The sequence below is a fragment of the Faecalimonas umbilicata genome, assembly GCF_004346095.1.
Lineage (GTDB): Bacteria > Bacillota > Clostridia > Lachnospirales > Lachnospiraceae > Faecalimonas > Faecalimonas umbilicata.
On sequence record NZ_SLZV01000003.1, the window covers coordinates 96,624 to 116,275 of the forward strand.

A 19,652-nucleotide genomic window follows, 5' to 3' on the forward strand; every position below is an offset into this window, starting at 1 on the left:
AGGAAACAATATGAAGCATATAGATTTAAAAAATAAAACAATATTCATTACAGGTTCTGCCGGATTTATCGGCAGCAACCTTGTTCTTGAACTTTTAAAAACGCAATCACCCATCTGTATTATCGGACTTGACAATATGAACAACTACTATGATGTCAACATCAAAGAATGGCGTTTACAGGAAATTGAAAAATGTGTCAATGAACACACTGATTCCACTTATGTATTCTATAAAAACGACCTTTCAAATAAAGTAATTATTGATAAAATCTTTGAAGAACATAAACCAGATATTGTAGTAAACTTAGGAGCCCAAGCAGGTGTGCGTTACTCAATTAGCAACCCGGACGCATATATTCAGTCAAACATGATTGGTTTTTACAATATTTTGGAAGCCTGCCGCCATTCCTATGATAATGGGGCTAAAGGGGTAGAGCATTTGGTATATGCTTCTTCCTCTTCTGTTTACGGCACCAACAAAAAAATTCCATACAGTACAGAGGACAAAGTAGATAATCCGGTCTCCCTTTATGCAGCCACAAAGAAATCAAACGAGCTTATGGCTCATGCATACAGCAAACTTTATAATATTCCGTCCACTGGACTTCGCTTCTTTACTGTATACGGACCGGCAGGAAGACCAGATATGGCTTACTTCGGATTCACAAACAAACTGCTCAGAGGCGAAACAATCCAAATTTTCAACTACGGAAATTGCAAACGTGACTTCACCTATGTTGATGATATTGTAGAAGGAATAAAACGTGTCATGCAGGGCGCTCCGGAAAAGAAAAACGGAGAAGACGGTCTTCCAATCCCTCCGTATGCTATATACAATATTGGAAACAGTAATCCCGAAAATCTTCTAGACTTTGTCACCATCCTTCAGGAAGAGCTGATCCGTGCAGACGTACTTCCTGAAAATTATGACTTTGAAGCCCACAAAGAACTTGTTGCCATGCAACCCGGTGATGTGCCAGTAACATATGCTGATACAAGCGCACTGGAAAAAGACTATGGTTTCAAACCAAATACCTCCTTAAGAGCAGGGCTTCGTAACTTCGCGGAATGGTATAAAACGTTTTATAAAATTTAAATAAAGTTTGGTTCGTCTCTAAAATAAATGTTGGGGATGATTTTAAATTGGGGCGACCCTAAAAAGTTAGACTTTTTAAAAGTAGAAATCGGTTAATACCGATTTTTAGGCTCTAAATCTTAAAATACGAATCTCCCATAGAAATCAGTATTTTTAATACTTGAACTTCTTTAGGAGATTCGTATTTTTTCTTTTCTGTATGTATTTTAGGACGCAAAAACCCCTTGACTGCATTTTTGAAAGCACCCTTTTTCTAAGCAGTCTTTTCTTCAGTTTTTCCTTCAAATTTCTTGATCTCATCATGAAGAAAACGATGGTATTTATTTATATTTCGTAAGCGCAAAATAATTCAACGGATTGTGTTGCCCTAAAAATGCATCCATAATAATCAATAGAAAATGCAAGCATTTTACTTCATCTTCTCTTGCTAGAAATGATAGATGCAAGCATTTTACTCTATCCGATTTATGGAGGTGTACTCATGAGAAGCAAAAGAATACCTGCCGAAGAACAATACCGTCTCATCATGGAATGCCGTCAAAGTGTAAGCGATGTATAATCACACGGTTTGTCGCCACCAACTTTTCATGAGATAATCACTTCAGGAGTGAGGATATCTCTGGAACAGTTGCATTTGTATTTGGAGCTGTTTACTCTAACTGTGATTGATTCCGGTTGAATTCACTCTGAATAACCTTTAGGAGTGAATTACTATGAGTTCAAAAAGACTGCACTACTCTGATGAAAAGTGGCTTGACCTAATTAGCGAATGCCGATCAAGCGGGCTTTCTGACAAGGACTGGTGCATGGAGCATCAAATCGGTATCAGTACTTTTTATTACCATGTCAAACGACTTCGCAATAAAGCATGCAGTATTCCGGCAGCTACTGTCGGTACCGTGATTCCCTGCCAGAAGCAGGAAGTTGTAGAACTGAATTTCAATCCTGTATCTGAATTACCAATGAATTGTAGTTCAGAGGAGATTGCTGCAACTGCTATTAAAATCTCAATGCATGGGATTCAGATTGAAATCACCAATGCTGCGGCAGAGTCTACAATCGTTCAAACACTAACGGCTCTGCAAAAGTTATGTTAGGCGACCTGCCCGGTGTTTCCAAGATTTTTGTAATCACCGGCCGCACCGATATGAGAAAGAGTTTTGATGGGCTCATGGCTATCGTGCGGGACAGCTACGACCTCGACCCATACTCCAATGCTCTGTTTCTTTTTTGCGGAAGAGACTGCCGGAAAATCAAGGCTTTGCACTTCGACAAGGACGGTTTTGTCCTGATGCAAAAAAGATTAGATGGAAGCGGTCGTTTCCAGTGGCCGCGCAATGCCTCGGAAGCACGCCTGCTTACAAGACAGGAATTCCAATGGCTCATGGAAGGTCTGTCAATCGATCAGCCCAAGGCAATCAAAGCAGGAAGCAGGAAAAAAGACTTCTGAGTTTTGTACAAAACAGAGAAAAATAAAAACTTTTTTCCGGTCATAAAACGACGCTTTCCAGACTTATCAACAGCATTTTTTCTATTTTTGCTCCATCTGTGGAATACCGGACGGATTCCTTCCGTTTTCTTATTCCACGGTGGATATCTAACCTGAAAATCCGGAATTATCCATTGAATTACAGGTTCTCAGGTTAGATATCCACAGGATTTTATTGGTCAAAATGACCATGCATAAAATCAGCCGGTTTGCGAAAAACCTGATTTATTTTTATAATAACAGTAGAAATAAACAGGTGGTAAATCATGTCAAACAATAGCAACCGGCAAAGTGATATCAGCACTTTTCTGACAATCATTGAACAACAGAATAATACGATTGCGCTCCTCACAAAAAATGGCGAGGACATGCAGGATACCATCCGGGATCTGCGCCAGACCATTGCGAATCTAGAAGAAACCATTGCCGAGTTAAACCGGAGATTCTTTGGCATTTCAAGCGAGCATTCCAAAAATATCTCTCTGCCAGCAGACGGTAAAAAGTCTGATGTGGCGGAAGATGTATCAGAGGATGATGTAAAGGAGACTCCGGCGAAAAGTAAAAAGAGTTCAAAACCTCGTAAGTCAAAGGCATCCTGAGAAGAGCTTTATGCTTCGCTTCCGGTCTGTGAAGTCAAATGTCCACTGCCGGATGAACAGAAGTTTTGTCCGGACTGTGGTACCCCGCTGGAACCTATGGGATACAATTTGTCAGAGAGGAATTAAGGGTAATCCCCGCAAAACTGTTTCGGGTCCGTTACCTTCAGCAGAAGATGCGCTGTCCCGGCTGTCATGAAGAAGATGAAACAACGATCGTTGCGGCACCTGCTCCAACGTCTCTGTTTCCCCACAGTCCGGCATCACCATCCCTTGTGGCAATGATCATGTACCGGAAAGCAGGACTTTATCTTCCGTTTTACCGGCAGGAAATGGATTTTGGCATGAGTGGTGTTCCGATTCCTCGTGAAACGCAAGCACGCTGGTTTATTAAAGGTGCTCTTGAGTATTTTGAACCGATTTACAGTCAGCTGCATGAGGAACTTATAGGGAGAGACCTTATCCATGCAGATGAAGTTCCCTGTCAGGTATTGCACGAGGATGGCCGCAAGGCGACTCAGAAATCCTACATGTGGATTTATCAAAGCGGAAGTGATGGGAAACCTCCTGTGGCGCTGTATGAATATCAGCCGGGCCGGGCAAGTGCCTATCCGATTGAATTCCTGAAAGGATTTCATGGAATGATACAGTGCGATGGTTATGCGGCATACGGATGCATTGAAGATGTAATCCTTATCTGCTGTCTGGCACATGCACGCCGTAAATTCTTTGATGCAGTTCCAAAAGGAAGGCAAAAAAGAATCCGGCTTCTGGATATCAACTCGGAGCAGGCACTGGATGAACCCCTTTCCTCAGAGGAAGATGCAAATCTGCTTCCAGCCGAAAAAGGAGTTGCTTTCTGCAATCGTCTGTTCTTCAAGGAACGTATGTATAAGGAGTTATCTCCAGAAGACAGAAAAGCAAAACGTCTTGAAGAAGAAACACCAATCTGGGATGAATTCTGGTCCTGGATTGACACGCTGGATCCATCTGGCGGAAGCAATCTGGAGAAAGCGGTTAAGTATGCCTTAAACCATAAGGAATCGTTAATGAATTATCTTCTGGATGGAAGATGTGAAATCTCAAACAATTCCGCTGAGCGAAAGGCAAAGGTTTACGCCACCGGGCGTAAAAACTTCCTGTTTCACGACTCTGTTGACGATGCGAAAGCAACCGCAATTGTTATGAGTCTTGTGGAGACAGCAAAAGCAAACAACCTAAATGCTTACAAGTATCTGTACACCCTGCTTTTGTATATGCCGGACTACAAAAATGAGCCCGCAGGCATAGAACAGTTGCTACCGTGGAGTACATTTGTACAGGATAAGTGTTCCGGAATCATAGATGATAGCCTGGAACTTCCAGAAAATCGTGGGAACCTGCCAATTTAGGGTTCCCTGGTTTGGATACCCGTGTTGTTATTCATCGCTTACGGTACATGTATTTGAGTGCTTACATTTTTGCTGTTTTAAGATACAACATAGCAAATATCTTGACATTTTTCATTTACCAAAATCCCTTTTGTACTTAATTTGATTAATCTCTAACACTTGCTATTACTGTTTTCTTTTTTTATGTAACATTATCACTTTATCATAATATTTTTGAATGTAAATGGAAATTATCAACACTAGAAGAAAAAAAGTAATACACTCAAAAAAGCTATTATATTCACCAAATAATATGTTCAATACAAAGTAAATCTGTCTATGAAATAAATAGCATGTTAATGATGCTACACTAATATTTTCAAGTATACTAACCCATTTATTGTTTTTAATCCGCACCTCTACTTCATAACTTAACGTAAAAAGAAATAATATAAAGAACAACATATATATACTCTTTACAATTATCTTTTCTATCTTAAACTCATTTCCTATACCTAAGCTTAAATTTTCTGACACTACCGCCACTATACTACTTGTCATTAGCAAAAGTGTATTTTTTCTTTTTGTCCACTCATACTTTTTTACAAAAAAAATTTCTCCTAACATTAATCCAATAAAATATATTGGTAATAAATAGAATACTCTGACATCACTATAAGCTCTGCCAGGTTTCATTACTATAGTAGTATAACAAGCAAATATTACTATTATCTTTAATTTCATGCTCAATTTATTATATAACGGAGTTACAATGTATAATGGAATTAGCATGCTAATAAACCAAACTGTTTTTGGGGGAACAGAAATAAAACATGCCATTCCTACTAGTGTTAACCCCAATTGTTTTAAATCAACAATATAATTCCCCATCCCCATTCTAGTAATAAAAAACAAGCTAAAACAAGATACAAAAAACAATGGATATATTGTAATAAATCTTTTTTTATAATATACCATTATTTCCTTGACACATTCAAAGTGCTTCCCTCCCCCCAAAAATCCAGACAAAAAAATAAATCCCCCCAATATCCCAAGTGTAATATCAGCTAATACTTTTGATTCTGCTATAAAGTTTGAGTATTCTGTATAATTTGACATATGCCAAAAGCCAACAATATATGTCATACATATTACTCTTACAATATCGAGACAAAGTATTCTCTTACGCATTTCTTACGTTCTCCTTTATTTTTTTATTATTCCTAATAATCTCTTTGAAAGGTCTCTAAATCCTAAATCAAATGTGTAATAATATACTGTGTATATCACAAATGACACAAATGATGCAAGCAATGTTTTTACGATAAAACCTACGACTCCATTTTGAAGCATTTTCCCCACATATATCACTAAATACTTATTTAAAATTCCTATTCCTATTACAAGCACATAACTAGTATACATCTCTAACCAGCTAGCTTTTAACTCTGGGAAAACTTTTTTACATATCAACTTATAATTGCAAGGAACTGTTATTGCAACTCTAGCAAACACCGTACCAATAAGAGCACCCATAATCCCTAGTTTAGGAACCAAGAGAATCGTAATCAATAAGTTTATTACAGCCTGAATTGCAGTAAAATTTCTACTTTCCCTATACAATCCACATGCGTTTCTTGCAACTTGAATACAAGGAAGAATAATACCACAGTATAAAACCATAGAAAAAAGAATTATATTGATAATATTTACACAATATTCTTTTCCAATCCACAAAGAAACAAACTCATTTATCATGCAAATAAAAACCGAAGCGATTATACCTCCTAGCCAATAACTCCCCGCCAACATCTCTTTAAATACATTATATGAATTTTTATCCTCATGCGCAATTTTAATTCCAAGAGTTGCTGTAACGCCATCCATAAATTTTTGTGCCATCTCTATTACTTGTCCGACAACCATATTATATGAACTATAAACAGTTACAGCCTCCAATGATCCCATTGTTGAAATAATTATATTATCTGTACTACTGAAAACTATTCTCGATATGTTATGAACCAATAAATCTTTTGACATCTTATTGGGAGTATTATTAGGCGCTACGGTTTTATCAAGGGTATTACCATAGATATGCTGCATTACAATATGAAATAATATACCATCGATCAAAGATATTATCACACTAACCAACAAAACAACTTGCACTGAAATTACAAAATTAAAGTTAATTATTACTGTTAGAAGCACTATCTCTGTTATATATGTTATTCCCCTTGTTAAACCACCTATAAGTTCTGCTTTATACTTTTGTTCCTTAGCTATTATCATATACTTAGGAACCATTGTGATTTTATAAGGTAAAATTACTTTTAGGCTAAGTAATAGAAATATAGAGAAAACAGTTAAGTACTTTATATCACTTTTTCTAATAAGCAATGGATAAATAGCTGAAATTAATATTGCAACATAAAGCATTATATTTACTGCCTTGCTCATACTCTTTCGAAAACCATTATAAAATGCTGATAATTGCTTATTATCATTTTCTGCTATTGGTTTATACATTTTATATAAAAATGCAGCACTTAACCCCGCCTCTATTAAAACTATATAATTTAAGACCTGATTTCCAGTCTGTATTAAGCCATTGATATCTGCTCCATAACATTTTATAAATAGTGAAACTTCAACCATGCCCAAAACAGCGCATAGAATAGTTGTGCTTGATACAATTATCCCATTTAATACTACCATTCTATTCCTGTTCATAATACAATTACTCCCTCTTCTAGTTTTATTTCAATTTTTTTATAACAACATTCCGCTTGTTGTATACTACTGAATATGGAGGTACATCCTTTGTTACAATTGCTCCTGCCGCAACCACAGATCCCGTACCTATCGTAACCCCCTTTAAAATCACAACATTACCTCCTATCCACACATTATCTTCAATTATTATTGGAGCCGTTTTATACCCTTCCTCATTGATATTATTATCTGTATCAAAAATATGATCATGGTCATGAATTGTTACAAAAGGTCCAAACATTACATTATCACCAATTATAATTTTATCTCTACAAGTAATAACACAATAAGAATTGAAACCCGAATTTTTCCCTAATTTAAAGATAGCATTATCGGTCACTCGCAGCAATGTGCCCTCAGCAAAATGTGCGTGATCTTGTAGAATTATCTTACTATTTTTTCTAGTTCTAAAACTTGCTTTAAAACTAAGTCTTTGCTTTCCATGCATTTCTAAGTTCTTTCCCATAAATAATTTATAAAATACCAATTTAAAAATACCTAAAACATATGGATAATTATGTAAAAATGACATACTCTCTATTCTTTCCTAATTAATTATTTAAACAAAAAACTATGATTTCACTAGTTTTTCTGAATGGTTAATAGTTACATTGTTTTAATCAAATTCTTTGTTAGCCCCAAAATCAACCATGGTACATTTTTGCATTAATCGATGTGTAATAATCATTGAAACTATGATAATGTACAAATTAGCATATGCAAATTTATCCATCATTTAATAAAGTACTTCTTCCGGGGTTAATCTATACTCGTTTATGAAATCATTTTTCGCCGTATCAGAATTGCATTCCACCAATACGTTATTATATGAATAATCTTATTCACTCATACCCTACTTTACATTTATAGATTCATAAGATATTTATTCAAACAGCACTTCTAACAACCATAGCTGTACCTATTTATTTTCATAATAATATCACTCTATTGCAAAGCACAAAATCCTAATATTGAATTGTTGCTAGTCCACAAAACATATTATCATCTTTCTACACTCTACATAATTTGCAAACGAAAACGATGCTCATTATCTGTGATGATATATATACATAATTCTTTTGGGTATCAGTTCCGTAATAATTGGTTTAATAGCAAATGGATATAACCAAATTGGAAATCTATTAATTTTAAAGCCAATCAATCTTGTTTTTGCAATATTAATCGAAACTTTCATTCCAATTTTTTTATAATCACTCATACTTTGATGATATTTCAGAACTGGTTCTTGCAAATTATACCCTTTGAATCCCTTTGAAAAAAAACGAAACCATAAGTCCAAGTCTTGTCCTCTTATTGTTCGCTCTGATACAGTATACCCATTCAACTTTTTATAAACACTTTTTCTCATCATAATTGTTGGATGATAAAATGGAACATCTTTAATCATATCTCTAACTTCTGGTATTTCCTTCCCAATTCTAGCCTTATGCTCTCCACTATCATCATATGGAATTATTCCACCTCCAACAACAGCATACTCCTTGTGTTGATCAAGGAACTTCACCTGCTTTGATAGGCGATCTGGAAAACATATGTCATCTGCATCCATTCTTGCAATATATTTTCCTTTTGCAATTTCTAAGCAATGGTTTAGTGTATATGCCAGTTTTTTATTACTCTCATTTCTTACTATTTTTATTCTTTTATCCCCCTCCGCAATTTCTTTTAAAACATGATATGTATTATCTGTCGAACAGTCATCGCAAATAATAAATTCCCAATCTTCAAATGTCTGTGCCACAACACTATCTATTGCATTTTTTACAGTATCTGCACAATTATACGTTCCCATAATAACAGATATAATTGGATTATTCATCTTACTGGTCTCCTCTATGTTTCATCTTCTTCAATTTATAATGTAATTCCGGATTTATCAATGCTATCAAACCTAATATCCTATGCGAAAATCCATATTTTCTATTTCTAAAAAAGTAATGTTTATATTTCTTAAAATTAGTATACAATCGTTCTTTAAGAACTTCATCATTCATTCCAGAATTATAATAAATATATAGGAAACTTAAATTCTGATTTGCTATAGTCGCTCCAATAATTGGAACAGCCTCTGGTACATAAACTTTTGCTAATTCCAAAAGTTTATCATATGTTTTCAAACCACTTATTTTTCTCTGGCTTAGTGGGTGATTAATGTTTGTCACACCGGCTTTATGCTGAACATAAAAGTAATGAGGTTCTGGGTTATATGAAATTTTCCCACATTTTAGTATATATCTAAAGGCAAAATGGAGATCCTGAGCCATTCCCAATTCTTCATCAAACCTTAGATTATTTCTATAAATAATATCTAAATGATATAATTTATTCCATGCAAATCCACAATATTCCGTCTGCGCCAATAGATGCAAAATGGCATCTTTTTTATTAAATATTTCTTTTTTAGCACCATTATTTTGAATCACTTGCTTCGTATGTGTCACAATATAATTTCCACATATTTCAAGATCAATTTCATCTGCCTGTTGTTCCACTAAAGCAGAAAGATAATTTTCATCTACCCAATCATCTGGATCAGGAAATATGATATATTTTCCTCTAGCTCCCTCTATACCACAATTTCTTGCGGATGAAAGTCCACCATTTTTCTTATGAATGACGCGAATTATTTCATGCTTGCTCGCCAGCTCATCACAAAGTTCAGAACTATTATCAGTAGATCCATCATCTACCAAAATGATTTCATAATGACGATATTTTTGTTTTAGAAGACTATCAACTGCTTTCATTAAGTATGATCCCATGTTATAAATCGGAACTACAACCGTAATCAAATCATTTTCCATAAACTTTTTCCTCCAGCATTGTAATAAGCACCTCCCTATGTGCATCACAACGCAAAATATTCATAGTAATCATCTGCTTCATTTTTCTATATATAATATCAATCAACTTGTTTTTTAAGATTCTGTTCATCTTATTAAATACCCTATTTTTCCCCAGCAACATTGAGTAATATAGTGCTTTGTTTTCTTCAACAAATGTAGTCCAGGAATCCTTGATAGCAGTTACATCGTCGAGAATTTCTGACTGCTTTCTCATTAAATCAATCCTCGCATCTTCATCCTTTGTATCTGCAAATACAATTCCTTCCGGCGTAGCTTTCATTAGTTTGAAAGTAGTATTAGATGAAAATGCATCCAACTCAACGAGTAGTCCTTCATTCCACTTTTCGTTTCCCTCTCTATAACCAAACACAGAATTTCCCTGCCCATATAGAATTGTCTTTTCATGATATGTTTCAATTGTCCCAATACAATGACTATGCTGACACAGAACCAAATCTGCACCCACTTCTACCATTTTTCTACATTTTTTCTGAAGCAGCGGTGTCGGGTATACATAATGTTCAATACCACCATGATAAAGTACAACTACTATATCAACATCTTTTTTGAGAGCTGTAATTTTATCAAAGGAATAGTATGGATCAAATAACGCCGATCCTGGTGTTGTTTGTCCTGCAATATTAAATTCTTCTTCTGCAAAACTAATAAACCCTACTTTCTTCCCACTTATCTCAATAATAAGAGGTTTCTCTGCTTCACTTTGATTCTTCCCCGCACCAAATACAAAGAAACCATTATCATGACATGCTTTCAATGTATCAGACACAGCATCTACTCCATAATCAAGAATATGGTTATTGGCTAAAGACAGAACATTAATTCCTGCCTTAGACAAAACCTGTAAATCCCCTGGTTTAGCCCTCAAATTTGGACCGCATTTAACAATCGGATTCGTTTCATTTGTTGCTGGACACTCAAGATTTGCAACAACATACTCTGCTTTTTTTATCTCCGCCAAGATATTTTCCGAAAGTGCACAACTGCCTTTATCAAATATTTTTCTATAATTATTATCTGGACAAATATCTCCAAATATTATTATCTTTCCACTCATCTTATCACCCTTTAATTTTTGTAGAGATATGACTCAACAACTCCCTGTATCTTTTCAAATTTTATATACTTTAGAAATTTTGATGCTTGAACAAATAATATTTTGTCTAGTATCGTACATATGACAAAGATTCCTAAAGTAACAACAATAGTAACTAAAACTATTGCTTGACTCTCTGCTTTTTCAGGCATATCAATAAAATTCCACAAAAATTTTTTTACATATTGATTTTCATGAATCAAATATACACTAAACGTGCTATTAGAAAACCATAGAATATACCTTGAATACCCCCCCTAAATTTTTAGAGGACTTAACAACAAAATTTGTAATTAGCCATGCTGTCAACAACATTGGAAATGAAGTAAACTCCGTAAACAAACTAGATCCTGCTCCATTCAGTCCAATTAAATTGGATATCCAAGTTATTGCCAATCTGGAACTAAATGAAAATAGCAATAATCCACTCACATATATCAACTGTTTCTTTATTGTTAATTTTTCTGAAAACCCATACAACTTAAGATATGCTCCAAAGCAATACAAAACCACAAACCAAATAATGCTATTTCCGCCTTCACCATTAAGTGTTTTTGCAAAAGGAATAAAACTTCTCCAAAGCGAAAATAAAATAAAACATACTAACAAAAAAGCTTGGTAGTTCTTTTTGTTTAAAGATAATATAAATTTATTGATAAATGGCATCAACAAATATAGTCCAATATAAACTCTTGCAAACCAATATTGATTTCCAGAAATAGGCATTAATACTTTAATAAACGATGTTATTGAAAATAGTCCTCTGTCAATAATACCAACTGCCAACATTAATACTATTGAATAAAAGAACACCTGACACCATATCGTAAAAATTCTTTTTACCTTAAATTGTTTCTCACAAAGCAAATATCCAGAAATCATCACATAAATATTTGTTGCAGGATAAGATATAATCTGCAGCAATGAAACTAAATAGTAATTAATAGAATTTTGAGGAATCGATTCCAAAAGATATGTATGCCCTATAGAGTGCCCCATAATTATCAAAAACATAGCGATGATTCGCAATATTTCAATATTCAAATTTCTATTACTTTTTGTATTCATAATCATCTTTTCAACTCCCACATATCTCCTACAATTTCATCGTATTGATCTGGAACAAAATCAGGAGCACCTCCAGCTGGAAAGAATGTTAATTCTCCAAAATAAACTTTCCCATTTGCCTGATAAAGATCTACACGAACAAACTGAAACGGCTTGCACAAATTCTCTGCAATTTTTTTCATTTCATCAAACAAAGTTGGTTTTGGAACATTCAAATTCGGATTATGCGGAAGCTCTTTACCAAATGGCATTAATTTCCAATCCATATCGTAAAAATTTCTAGTATTATGTGCTGTATTCCTACCAACTTCTAATTGCATAAAACGAGGCTGACCATTAAAGCAGAAAAATTTATAGTCTCTGAGCTCTCCGGTTTCATCTTCCAGATACTTTTCAATTACAATACTTCTTGGCATATCTTTATACACCCATTCTCTTCCACTCCAAGATGTATCTTGCTTTAGCCAACTACGCATTAACATTTTTGCCTTCTTTTTATTAAGCTTGTTCTTATCCTTAACAATAATATTCCATCCACTACCATGAGCTGCTTTCATAACAAATTTGTTAGGTAAACTGTCAAAATCAATATCCTCCACATGTTTAAAAACGCCATACTGTTCATTTAATAAATATCCATATCCCAAATCAGAGATATATTTCCTAACCCTATTTTTATCTGCACAAATCTGCATGAGCGGATCTTTCCCATTCAATTTGTACCATTGTAACTTTTCACTAAAACGTTTCGGATTATCAAGATTCAACATATTTCCCTTCGACTTCTTTCGATAATATCTTTTAATTGCTTTTTCATCTGAAATCAATTTTGGTAAAAAAAAACACTCTATTATATGTAGTTCACTAATTACATATTCCTTAATAAAACTCACTTTTATCTCTCCTTCTTTAATACTCTATAAATGGATATGGTGTATAATTCAACAGAATACTATATAATTTTTCCAGAACAGCATCCGTCGAATACTTTCTGCATTCACTCAACCCCTTTGTTACTATAGAATTTTTTAAATGCTCATTTTCAATCAACATGCTCACTTTGTTTGCAAAATCTAAAACATCCCCTTGATTTACTAAAAATCCTGTTTCACCATCGGTTATTACAGTAGAATGTCCTCTATTATTTGTTGCTACAACAGGTAATCCACTATACATCGCTTCAACTAGATTTAATCCTAATCCCTCAACTATGCTAGAAGCAACACAAATATCAGACATTGCATACAAATTTCCAACATCTTCACGCCATCCTAGGTATCTAACATATTGGTCTAAGCCTTTTGACTTCGCATATTTCATATAATAACCATCACAATGATCAAAACCCGCAAGTACTAAATATGTATCCGGATTTTTTTTTCTTATTACTTCAAGAACATCAATTAATAATCTCTGATTTTTATTCGGTGTCAATTCTGCAAGATAAATCAAAACAGTAGCATTATCTGAAATATTCATATTTTTTCTATACTGTGCTCGTATAACCATCTTATTATCTACATCAAACTTTGAAAAATCTGCTCCAACACCTTCTATAAAATACGACCGATGCTTAGGCTTTAATCTGTATTTTGAGTTGTAATAATCCTCTTGATTAATACATATAATTGCATCTGTTAATTTTGCCATAATTTTTTCGAAAGGATAAAATGTAATCCAAACATACCATGGTGCATCCTTACAAAAATCAAATCCATGATCAAAGAATACCACCTTTACATTTTTATTTTTAGAAAATATGCTAGCAATTCTGCCAGCAGCTCCACCAACAGTAGTATGGCAATAAATAATATCATATTCATTTTCTTTTACAATATCAATTACCTGTTTAAATCCTTTGAATGTATTGATATTTACTGTTGCTCTCGTATATGCTAATTTATACTGACTACTACAATATGGAATATCTTCATCACCACCACAAGCAACATCTACCGTCCATCCTAAATCAGTTAACTTTTTAATCATTGGCACATGAAATTTTAGCACATGCTCTTTAGCAACATTAGCAACAAAAAGAACTCTAACGTTTTGCTTCATCATCGTGTCCCCCTACATAATCTCTATATAATTGAAATACTACAGAGCATTGCTCTTTAGAATCAAATCCTTTATTTTGAAATGCATCAAGAATAGTTGAATATGGTATCGTATCTAACCTAAAATTTAACATCGCATTAGCCCATTGTTCTGCATTATGCGGATCCACTCGTTCAACAAGACCTATTCCCATATCCGTTTCTTCAGGAACACCTGTTGATATCAAACTAGGAATTCCAGCCGCTTGTGCTTCTAATGCTGCAATCCCTAACCCCTCACTAATTGAAGGCATCACAAATAAATCAAATGCTGCAATTCTATCGCAAATACTGCTACTATTTCCTAAAAAATGAACTCTATCGGAAACATTTAATTCTTTAGCCATAATAATTAGTTTTTTATAATACTCTTGATCATTTACTCGTCCATAACAGCAAAACTCGACATTTCTACTCTTGATTTTATTAATTGCTTCTATAATAACCTCATAATTTTTTATAGATGAAATTCGGCCCACTGCACCAACAACAATGGTATCCTCTGAAAACCCTAACTTTTCTTTTTCTTCTATATGCTTTTGAACAGATGATCTATACTTTTTGACATCAATTACATTCTTTATTATCTTATATTTTTTATTTTTCCCAAATAATCTCTCACCTGCCGCTTTTGAACACGCCCAAAACTCTGTTCCATATCTTTTTACAAATAGCTTCATTACATATAGTAATATTTCTTCCTTTGCAATATACCAAAAAGAACCTCGAAATTTAATATCTGCATGACAGTGAATAATTCTTGTATCAATCCCACATAAATATGCGGCATATGAAATAATCCCCCCAATTCCGTTAATGTGACTATGTACAATATCTGGTTTTCCAATTCTATCACATAAACCCTTGAACTCTCCAACATATTTTTTTATTCCTACGGAACCAACAGAAGGTAAGAAATAAGTTTTAATTCCCAAACTATGAATTTCCTTATCGTGAATACCAGAAAAATTAGTGGTTTCAGAATGAATAATCAAAATAAGATTTATATCATTTGGCTTATTTCGACAAAATTCCATTATTAAGCTTTCAGTGCCTCCCGAGTTCATAACCCCATTCATTTCCCATACTGTTACTGCCATATTTTCTCCTTATCTATAAAATATCCATTGAAAATTTTGTAATGTATCTCGAGCTTGTATTTCGTGAATCCAAAAAAAGCCATATAAAATAATCATCAAAAATAAAAAAGCTTTTTTATTATTCTCAGACATATATCTTTTTAACTTTGGAAAAGCAATTGTGGCATAAATATCTGTATAAATTCCTATACGAGCAAGATAAGTACTTGATGATGTAACTAACATAAATAATGCATTAATAATCAACAAGTTATAATAAAATGCTAACTCAGGATTTTTTCTGTCCCGTTTAGGAACAAGAAATATAAGCAATAATGGTAAAAAGGCCATCATTACCCGAAAAGGGTTTACGTCTGCTGTCATATAAACAAATTCTGTTTGATCTGTTCCTTTAAAATAGCTCATAACTTCAAATACTTTATCTAGACTCAACGCTGCTACAACTGCGATAATTACCATCCAAAATATAGATTTTACCGAAATTTTATCTGTTGCAATAAAATATACTACCACGAATACAATTGCAGTACGATGAAAGAAAAACGCAAGCATAACAGTTAGTAAAAAATGCCAAAACTTTTTTTCATATATATAATGATGTCCTGCAAATAATATTGCACTAGCTGCATATTGTCTCATCGCTCCAAATGATCCATGCCATGCACCTATAAAAATATAAGTAATAATTGCCCAAAAAAAGTCATCTGAATATTTACTCATAGTTTTTATATTTTTTCCAATTGTAAACAACGCAAGAATAAAAAACATTGATGCATAATCATCATAAAACCAACTTCCGATTATTGTTAGAAGTTTGTAACCCGGCTCATCGAGAGTCTTCAACGAGTTCCAAAAAGTTGATTTTACTTGTTCGTATCCTAATGCATAATTCATGTAATCGGCTCCAACTCTATATCTAAAACCTGCAACAAAAATAAGTACAATTGCTGTAAGAATTACAAAAAAATGAAATTTAAACAAACTATTAGAACTACACTCTCTATTTAATAATCGAATTTTATTGTTTTGGGCAACTAAAGCAAAAAAGCCAGCCAATAATAATGTTATAACATATACTCTCATTTATTAACTCCTCAATTTACTACACTTATATTATCAAAACAGTTTATCTTTAAACTCTAATAATTATCTGGTCCTATGTCAAGATTTAGCACAAGTTAAAATGAGGTTTTCCTCATCTTAACCTGCCAGCTGCAATTCGTCTTGCTGAAGCCTACGATACAGCTCTTCATAATCTTTTGGTGACATATAATCACAGTGACTATGAATTCGTTTCGTATTGTAGAATGCTTCCAAATATTCAAAAATCAAACGATATGCATGATCATAATCTCGAATCTTAAACCGATTCAGCCATTCTCTCTTAATCAGGGAATGGAACGACTCAATACATGCGTTATCCCATGGATATGCCTTTTTAGAATAACTACACTGCATGGTTGCGGTTACACGTTTGTATTCTTTTGATACATACTGGCTTCCCCGGTCTGAATGCAGAATTAAAGGCTTATCGATATTGCGTCTTGCTTTGGCTTTCTTTATTGTTTCAATCATGCAGAATACCTCCAATGTTTTGGAAAGTGTCCAGGCAATGATTTTTCTGGAATATAAGTCCATGATACTGGTCAGATAAACAAATCCGTCTATCGTAGATATAAGTGATATCAGAACACCAAACAGCATTTGGACGTTCTGGATTAAACTGTTCATCAAGGATATTTTTTAATTCGCTGCTGAAGTCAGAATCTTTGGTTGTGATAGTCCATGGCTTGACCCACTGGGCTTTGATGCCCATTTGCTTCATATACTTACCAACAGTACGTTCGGAGATGATTTCTCCTGATTTACGCAATTCTCTGGTGATTTTAGGGGCACCATAATTCTGTTTGGATTCATCGTAAATATCCTGAATTTTAGCTTTTACGGCTTCACGTCTTTTTTCCGTATTAGAAGGAACACGTTTTAGCCACGCATGATAACCAGAACGGGAAACGCCAAGATGTTTCAACATTCCGGAGACAGAAACTCGGCGCTTCGCCTTATGGGCAGTTTCTGCCATCTCCGTAACTTCGAGATAAATGGCTTCTGTCATTTTCCCAGAATGTTGATTGCTTTTTTTAATACTTCAAGGGCATCCTGTGCATCTCGTAATTCTCGTTTTAATCGTGCGATTTCTTTTGTTTCATCAGAAGCATAGTTACCGGAACCACGACTTTCAATATCACCTGTTTCGCGCAGTTCTTTCTGCCAGCGTGATAATGTCTGCTGACTGATTCCTAAATTTGTAGCACACCCCCGCAGTCCTAAGTTCTTGTAATCATGATAATACTGGACTGCATCCAGCTTAAATTGTTTGTCATAGTGTTTTGCCATAATGAGATCCTCCTTCAGTGCGGTACCTACATTGTACCATGATTTTTCTTATAAGGAATTCTCATTTTGACTTGTACTATTTATATTCTAACACCAATCAAATACATATAATTTAAATCTTATACTCTCAATAAAATCTCTTTACTTGTTTAACATCTACTATTCTGTTAACTTCATTTGTTAATCAACTTGCTTTTATAGCAACCATCTTTAATCTACATATTAATCCGTTTTTAGAAGCGAAATTATCTTCAAATCTTTCTTAATATTTTGATTTACAAATCACTGCAAATATTACACCAATCACAGCCCAACCACCTGTAATTACTAGTTCTTGAATTGTTAATGTACACCCCGTTCTAGGAATCAAATACATAACACACAAAAACCCAGACAACACTATTGCCATAAATCCAACTAATTTATAATTTTTGACCTCATAAGGTCTCTTCATATTAGGTTCTTTAATTCTTATCTTAACGAATGCTATAGCAACCATGCAGTATGAAATACAGCAAGCAAAACTGGCACTGTTTGCAATCCATACAAGCATCACTCTTCCAAAAAAAAGTGATAAAATTGATAACCCTCCAATCAAAATTAATGAGAGATGTGGAGTTTTATATTTGGTATGTATCTTTCCAAACATATGCGGAATCATGTATGAATCAGCCATGGACATAAGTGCTCTATTCCCACCAATCATAAAAGAGTTCCAACTTGTAACAACACCACACATACCACCAACAATAAGCAACTTAGCCATCACTGCACTATTAAACAGTTTTGCCATTGCATCAGCTGTAACAAGTCCACTTTTACAAATCGAATCAGAAATTTCATCAGCGTTCATACCATAACCAACGGCTAATACAACAAATCCATAAAATGCAACCGCAAATGCAATAGAAAATATCAGCATCTTTCCAATTTTTTTAGAGGAATATTGATTTCTTCTGCTACCTGAGGTATAACATCAAAACCGAAAAGAAAAAATGGCGTCACCATAGCCACAGAAAGAATATTCTTTACATTTGAACTAATATCTTTTCCAATAAAAAGCTGTCCAGTAAGGTTTGACTTTTCCCCCTTAATTGCTGAGATAACTATTAAGCTGATATCAACTGTTGCAATCGTAATTGTAAGAATCTTCTGAAGCATAGCTGCTGCTTTAACACCTCTTATATTAACCCATGTAATCAATATAGCAAACGCAATTGCTACAATTAACCATGAAAGATAAATATCAAATCCAGCTATTGTATATAAATAACCTTTCAAAAAACCTGGAAAAATATACTGAATAATAGTTGGTAAAGAACATGCCTCAAAACATACAACACCGATATAACTAAAAATAATCGCCCATGTGCAGATAAATGATCCAATAGTTCCAAATGCCCTTTGAGTGAAAACCTTAGCCCCACCACTTTCTGGCATCGCTGTTGTCAACTCAGCATATACTAATCCAACAAAATAAATCATTATACCACCTAAAAGGAACGCAAGCATTGTTCCCAAAACTCCAGCTTTTTTAATCCAATCACCAGATGAAACAACCCATCCCCATCCAATCATTGCTCCAAAAGCTGTAACTAAGACATCACCGGTGTTTAATACTTTATTTAATTCTCTGCTCTTCTTTTCCATTAATTCTCCTCTTTCTTGAGTTTATGTTTAA

At 34.1% G+C, this 19,652-nt stretch carries 21 protein-coding genes; 5 read left to right on the forward strand and 16 right to left on the reverse strand.

What is annotated here, in order from left to right:
- Positions 1–10: 10 nt before the first annotated feature.
- The 5 genes from EDD74_RS02185 (at position 11) to tnpC (ending at position 4,572) form a co-directional block, all read left to right on the forward strand.
- A complete protein-coding gene (locus EDD74_RS02185) occupies positions 11–1,096 on the forward strand; it encodes a GDP-mannose 4,6-dehydratase (RefSeq protein ID WP_116442511.1) in 1,086 nt (361 codons plus the stop codon).
- A 713-nt stretch (positions 1,097–1,809) separates the two neighbouring features.
- Complete coding sequence (gene tnpA, locus EDD74_RS02200; RefSeq protein WP_116442109.1) at positions 1,810–2,193, forward strand: IS66 family insertion sequence element accessory protein TnpA; 384 nt, start codon at positions 1,810–1,812, stop codon at positions 2,191–2,193.
- Positions 2,187–2,546 carry an IS66 family insertion sequence element accessory protein TnpB gene (gene tnpB / locus EDD74_RS02205; RefSeq protein WP_116442108.1) on the forward strand — a complete coding sequence of 120 codons (360 nt, stop codon included), beginning with the start codon at positions 2,187–2,189 and terminating at the stop codon, positions 2,544–2,546. Before tnpA ends, tnpB begins: the two co-directional genes overlap by 7 nt.
- Positions 2,547–2,851: 305 nt before the next feature.
- Positions 2,852–3,184, forward strand: coding sequence for an IS66 family transposase (locus EDD74_RS15300; RefSeq protein WP_116442107.1), 333 nt, complete (start codon positions 2,852–2,854; stop codon positions 3,182–3,184).
- Positions 3,185–3,249: 65 nt separating this feature from the next.
- Positions 3,250–4,572: an IS66 family transposase gene (tnpC, locus tag EDD74_RS02215; RefSeq protein ID WP_116442106.1), complete on the forward strand. Its 1,323-nt coding sequence runs from the start codon at positions 3,250–3,252 to the stop codon at positions 4,570–4,572.
- Positions 4,573–4,737: 165 nt separating this feature from the next.
- Here the strand turns inward: tnpC and EDD74_RS02220 are convergent, their stop codons facing one another.
- The 16 genes from EDD74_RS02220 to EDD74_RS15685 form a co-directional block, all read right to left on the reverse strand.
- Positions 4,738–5,742, reverse strand: a complete 1,005-nt coding sequence (locus tag EDD74_RS02220; RefSeq protein WP_116442105.1) for an acyltransferase family protein — start codon at positions 5,740–5,742, stop codon at positions 4,738–4,740.
- Between the two features lie 15 nt (positions 5,743–5,757).
- On the reverse strand, positions 5,758–7,287 hold the full coding sequence (locus tag EDD74_RS02225; protein ID WP_116442104.1) for a polysaccharide biosynthesis C-terminal domain-containing protein: 1,530 nt from the start codon (positions 7,285–7,287) through the stop codon (positions 5,758–5,760).
- A gap of 25 nt (positions 7,288–7,312) precedes the next feature.
- Positions 7,313–7,861, reverse strand: a complete 549-nt coding sequence (locus EDD74_RS02230; protein ID WP_116442103.1) for an acyltransferase — start codon at positions 7,859–7,861, stop codon at positions 7,313–7,315.
- Positions 7,862–8,377: 516 nt separating this feature from the next.
- Complete coding sequence (locus tag EDD74_RS02235; protein ID WP_116442102.1) at positions 8,378–9,169, reverse strand: glycosyltransferase family 2 protein; 792 nt, start codon at positions 9,167–9,169, stop codon at positions 8,378–8,380.
- A 1-nt stretch (position 9,170) separates the two neighbouring features.
- Positions 9,171–10,154, reverse strand: a complete 984-nt coding sequence (locus tag EDD74_RS02240; protein ID WP_165851610.1) for a glycosyltransferase family 2 protein — start codon at positions 10,152–10,154, stop codon at positions 9,171–9,173.
- The gene (locus tag EDD74_RS02245; RefSeq protein WP_116442100.1) at positions 10,144–11,271 is read right to left on the reverse strand and encodes a CapA family protein; all 1,128 of its coding nucleotides are present in this window, start codon (positions 11,269–11,271) and stop codon (positions 10,144–10,146) included. Before EDD74_RS02245 ends, EDD74_RS02240 begins: the two co-directional genes overlap by 11 nt.
- A gap of 261 nt (positions 11,272–11,532) precedes the next feature.
- Positions 11,533–12,384 carry an acyltransferase family protein gene (locus tag EDD74_RS02250; RefSeq protein WP_116442098.1) on the reverse strand — a complete coding sequence of 284 codons (852 nt, stop codon included), beginning with the start codon at positions 12,382–12,384 and terminating at the stop codon, positions 11,533–11,535.
- Positions 12,381–13,271: an ATP-grasp fold amidoligase family protein gene (locus EDD74_RS02255; protein WP_116442097.1), complete on the reverse strand. Its 891-nt coding sequence runs from the start codon at positions 13,269–13,271 to the stop codon at positions 12,381–12,383. Before EDD74_RS02255 ends, EDD74_RS02250 begins: the two co-directional genes overlap by 4 nt.
- A 16-nt stretch (positions 13,272–13,287) precedes the next feature.
- A complete protein-coding gene (locus EDD74_RS02260) occupies positions 13,288–14,442 on the reverse strand; it encodes a glycosyltransferase (RefSeq protein WP_116442096.1) in 1,155 nt (384 codons plus the stop codon).
- Complete coding sequence (locus EDD74_RS02265; RefSeq protein WP_116442095.1) at positions 14,423–15,577, reverse strand: glycosyltransferase; 1,155 nt, start codon at positions 15,575–15,577, stop codon at positions 14,423–14,425. Before EDD74_RS02265 ends, EDD74_RS02260 begins: the two co-directional genes overlap by 20 nt.
- 9 nt (positions 15,578–15,586) lie before the next feature.
- Positions 15,587–16,660, reverse strand: a complete 1,074-nt coding sequence (locus EDD74_RS02270; RefSeq protein ID WP_116442094.1) for an EpsG family protein — start codon at positions 16,658–16,660, stop codon at positions 15,587–15,589.
- 117 nt (positions 16,661–16,777) lie between these two features.
- Entirely contained in the window at positions 16,778–17,215 is a 438-nt protein-coding gene (locus EDD74_RS15305) for a DDE-type integrase/transposase/recombinase (protein WP_242990180.1), read from the reverse strand.
- Positions 17,145–17,690: an IS3 family transposase gene (locus EDD74_RS15310; protein ID WP_242990179.1), complete on the reverse strand. Its 546-nt coding sequence runs from the start codon at positions 17,688–17,690 to the stop codon at positions 17,145–17,147. The genes EDD74_RS15305 and EDD74_RS15310 overlap by 71 nt, the downstream gene beginning before the upstream one ends.
- On the reverse strand, positions 17,687–17,971 hold the full coding sequence (locus EDD74_RS02280) for a transposase (RefSeq protein ID WP_174704856.1): 285 nt from the start codon (positions 17,969–17,971) through the stop codon (positions 17,687–17,689). Before EDD74_RS02280 ends, EDD74_RS15310 begins: the two co-directional genes overlap by 4 nt.
- Before the next feature lie 262 nt (positions 17,972–18,233).
- Complete coding sequence (locus tag EDD74_RS15680) at positions 18,234–18,893, reverse strand: APC family permease (RefSeq protein WP_330410015.1); 660 nt, start codon at positions 18,891–18,893, stop codon at positions 18,234–18,236.
- The gene (locus tag EDD74_RS15685) at positions 18,887–19,621 is read right to left on the reverse strand and encodes an APC family permease (RefSeq protein WP_330410014.1); all 735 of its coding nucleotides are present in this window, start codon (positions 19,619–19,621) and stop codon (positions 18,887–18,889) included. The genes EDD74_RS15680 and EDD74_RS15685 overlap by 7 nt, the downstream gene beginning before the upstream one ends.
- Positions 19,622–19,652 lie beyond the last annotated feature (31 nt).

Excerpts from the sequence above, each read along its gene's own strand:
- EDD74_RS02185 (WP_116442511.1), top strand. The coding sequence starts at position 11 with ATGAAGCATATAGATTTAAAAAATAAAACAATATTCATTACAGGTTCT.
- tnpA (WP_116442109.1), top strand. The coding sequence starts at position 1,810 with ATGAGTTCAAAAAGACTGCACTACTCTGATGAAAAGTGGCTTGACCTA.
- tnpB (WP_116442108.1), top strand. The coding sequence starts at position 2,187 with ATGTTAGGCGACCTGCCCGGTGTTTCCAAGATTTTTGTAATCACCGGC.
- EDD74_RS15300 (WP_116442107.1), top strand. The coding sequence starts at position 2,852 with ATGTCAAACAATAGCAACCGGCAAAGTGATATCAGCACTTTTCTGACA.
- EDD74_RS02220 (WP_116442105.1), bottom strand. The coding sequence starts at position 5,742 with ATGCGTAAGAGAATACTTTGTCTCGATATTGTAAGAGTAATATGTATG.
- EDD74_RS02225 (WP_116442104.1), bottom strand. The coding sequence starts at position 7,287 with ATGAACAGGAATAGAATGGTAGTATTAAATGGGATAATTGTATCAAGC.
- EDD74_RS02230 (WP_116442103.1), bottom strand. The coding sequence starts at position 7,861 with ATGTCATTTTTACATAATTATCCATATGTTTTAGGTATTTTTAAATTG.
- EDD74_RS02235 (WP_116442102.1), bottom strand. The coding sequence starts at position 9,169 with ATGAATAATCCAATTATATCTGTTATTATGGGAACGTATAATTGTGCA.
- EDD74_RS02240 (WP_165851610.1), bottom strand. The coding sequence starts at position 10,154 with ATGGAAAATGATTTGATTACGGTTGTAGTTCCGATTTATAACATGGGA.
- EDD74_RS02245 (WP_116442100.1), bottom strand. The coding sequence starts at position 11,271 with ATGAGTGGAAAGATAATAATATTTGGAGATATTTGTCCAGATAATAAT.
- EDD74_RS02250 (WP_116442098.1), bottom strand. The coding sequence starts at position 12,384 with ATGATTATGAATACAAAAAGTAATAGAAATTTGAATATTGAAATATTG.
- EDD74_RS02260 (WP_116442096.1), bottom strand. The coding sequence starts at position 14,442 with ATGATGAAGCAAAACGTTAGAGTTCTTTTTGTTGCTAATGTTGCTAAA.
- EDD74_RS02265 (WP_116442095.1), bottom strand. The coding sequence starts at position 15,577 with ATGGCAGTAACAGTATGGGAAATGAATGGGGTTATGAACTCGGGAGGC.
- EDD74_RS02270 (WP_116442094.1), bottom strand. The coding sequence starts at position 16,660 with ATGAGAGTATATGTTATAACATTATTATTGGCTGGCTTTTTTGCTTTA.
- EDD74_RS15305 (WP_242990180.1), bottom strand. The coding sequence starts at position 17,215 with ATGGACTTATATTCCAGAAAAATCATTGCCTGGACACTTTCCAAAACA.
- EDD74_RS15310 (WP_242990179.1), bottom strand. The coding sequence starts at position 17,690 with ATGACAGAAGCCATTTATCTCGAAGTTACGGAGATGGCAGAAACTGCC.
- EDD74_RS02280 (WP_174704856.1), bottom strand. The coding sequence starts at position 17,971 with ATGGCAAAACACTATGACAAACAATTTAAGCTGGATGCAGTCCAGTAT.
- EDD74_RS15680 (WP_330410015.1), bottom strand. The coding sequence starts at position 18,893 with ATGCTGATATTTTCTATTGCATTTGCGGTTGCATTTTATGGATTTGTT.
- EDD74_RS15685 (WP_330410014.1), bottom strand. The coding sequence starts at position 19,621 with ATGGAAAAGAAGAGCAGAGAATTAAATAAAGTATTAAACACCGGTGAT.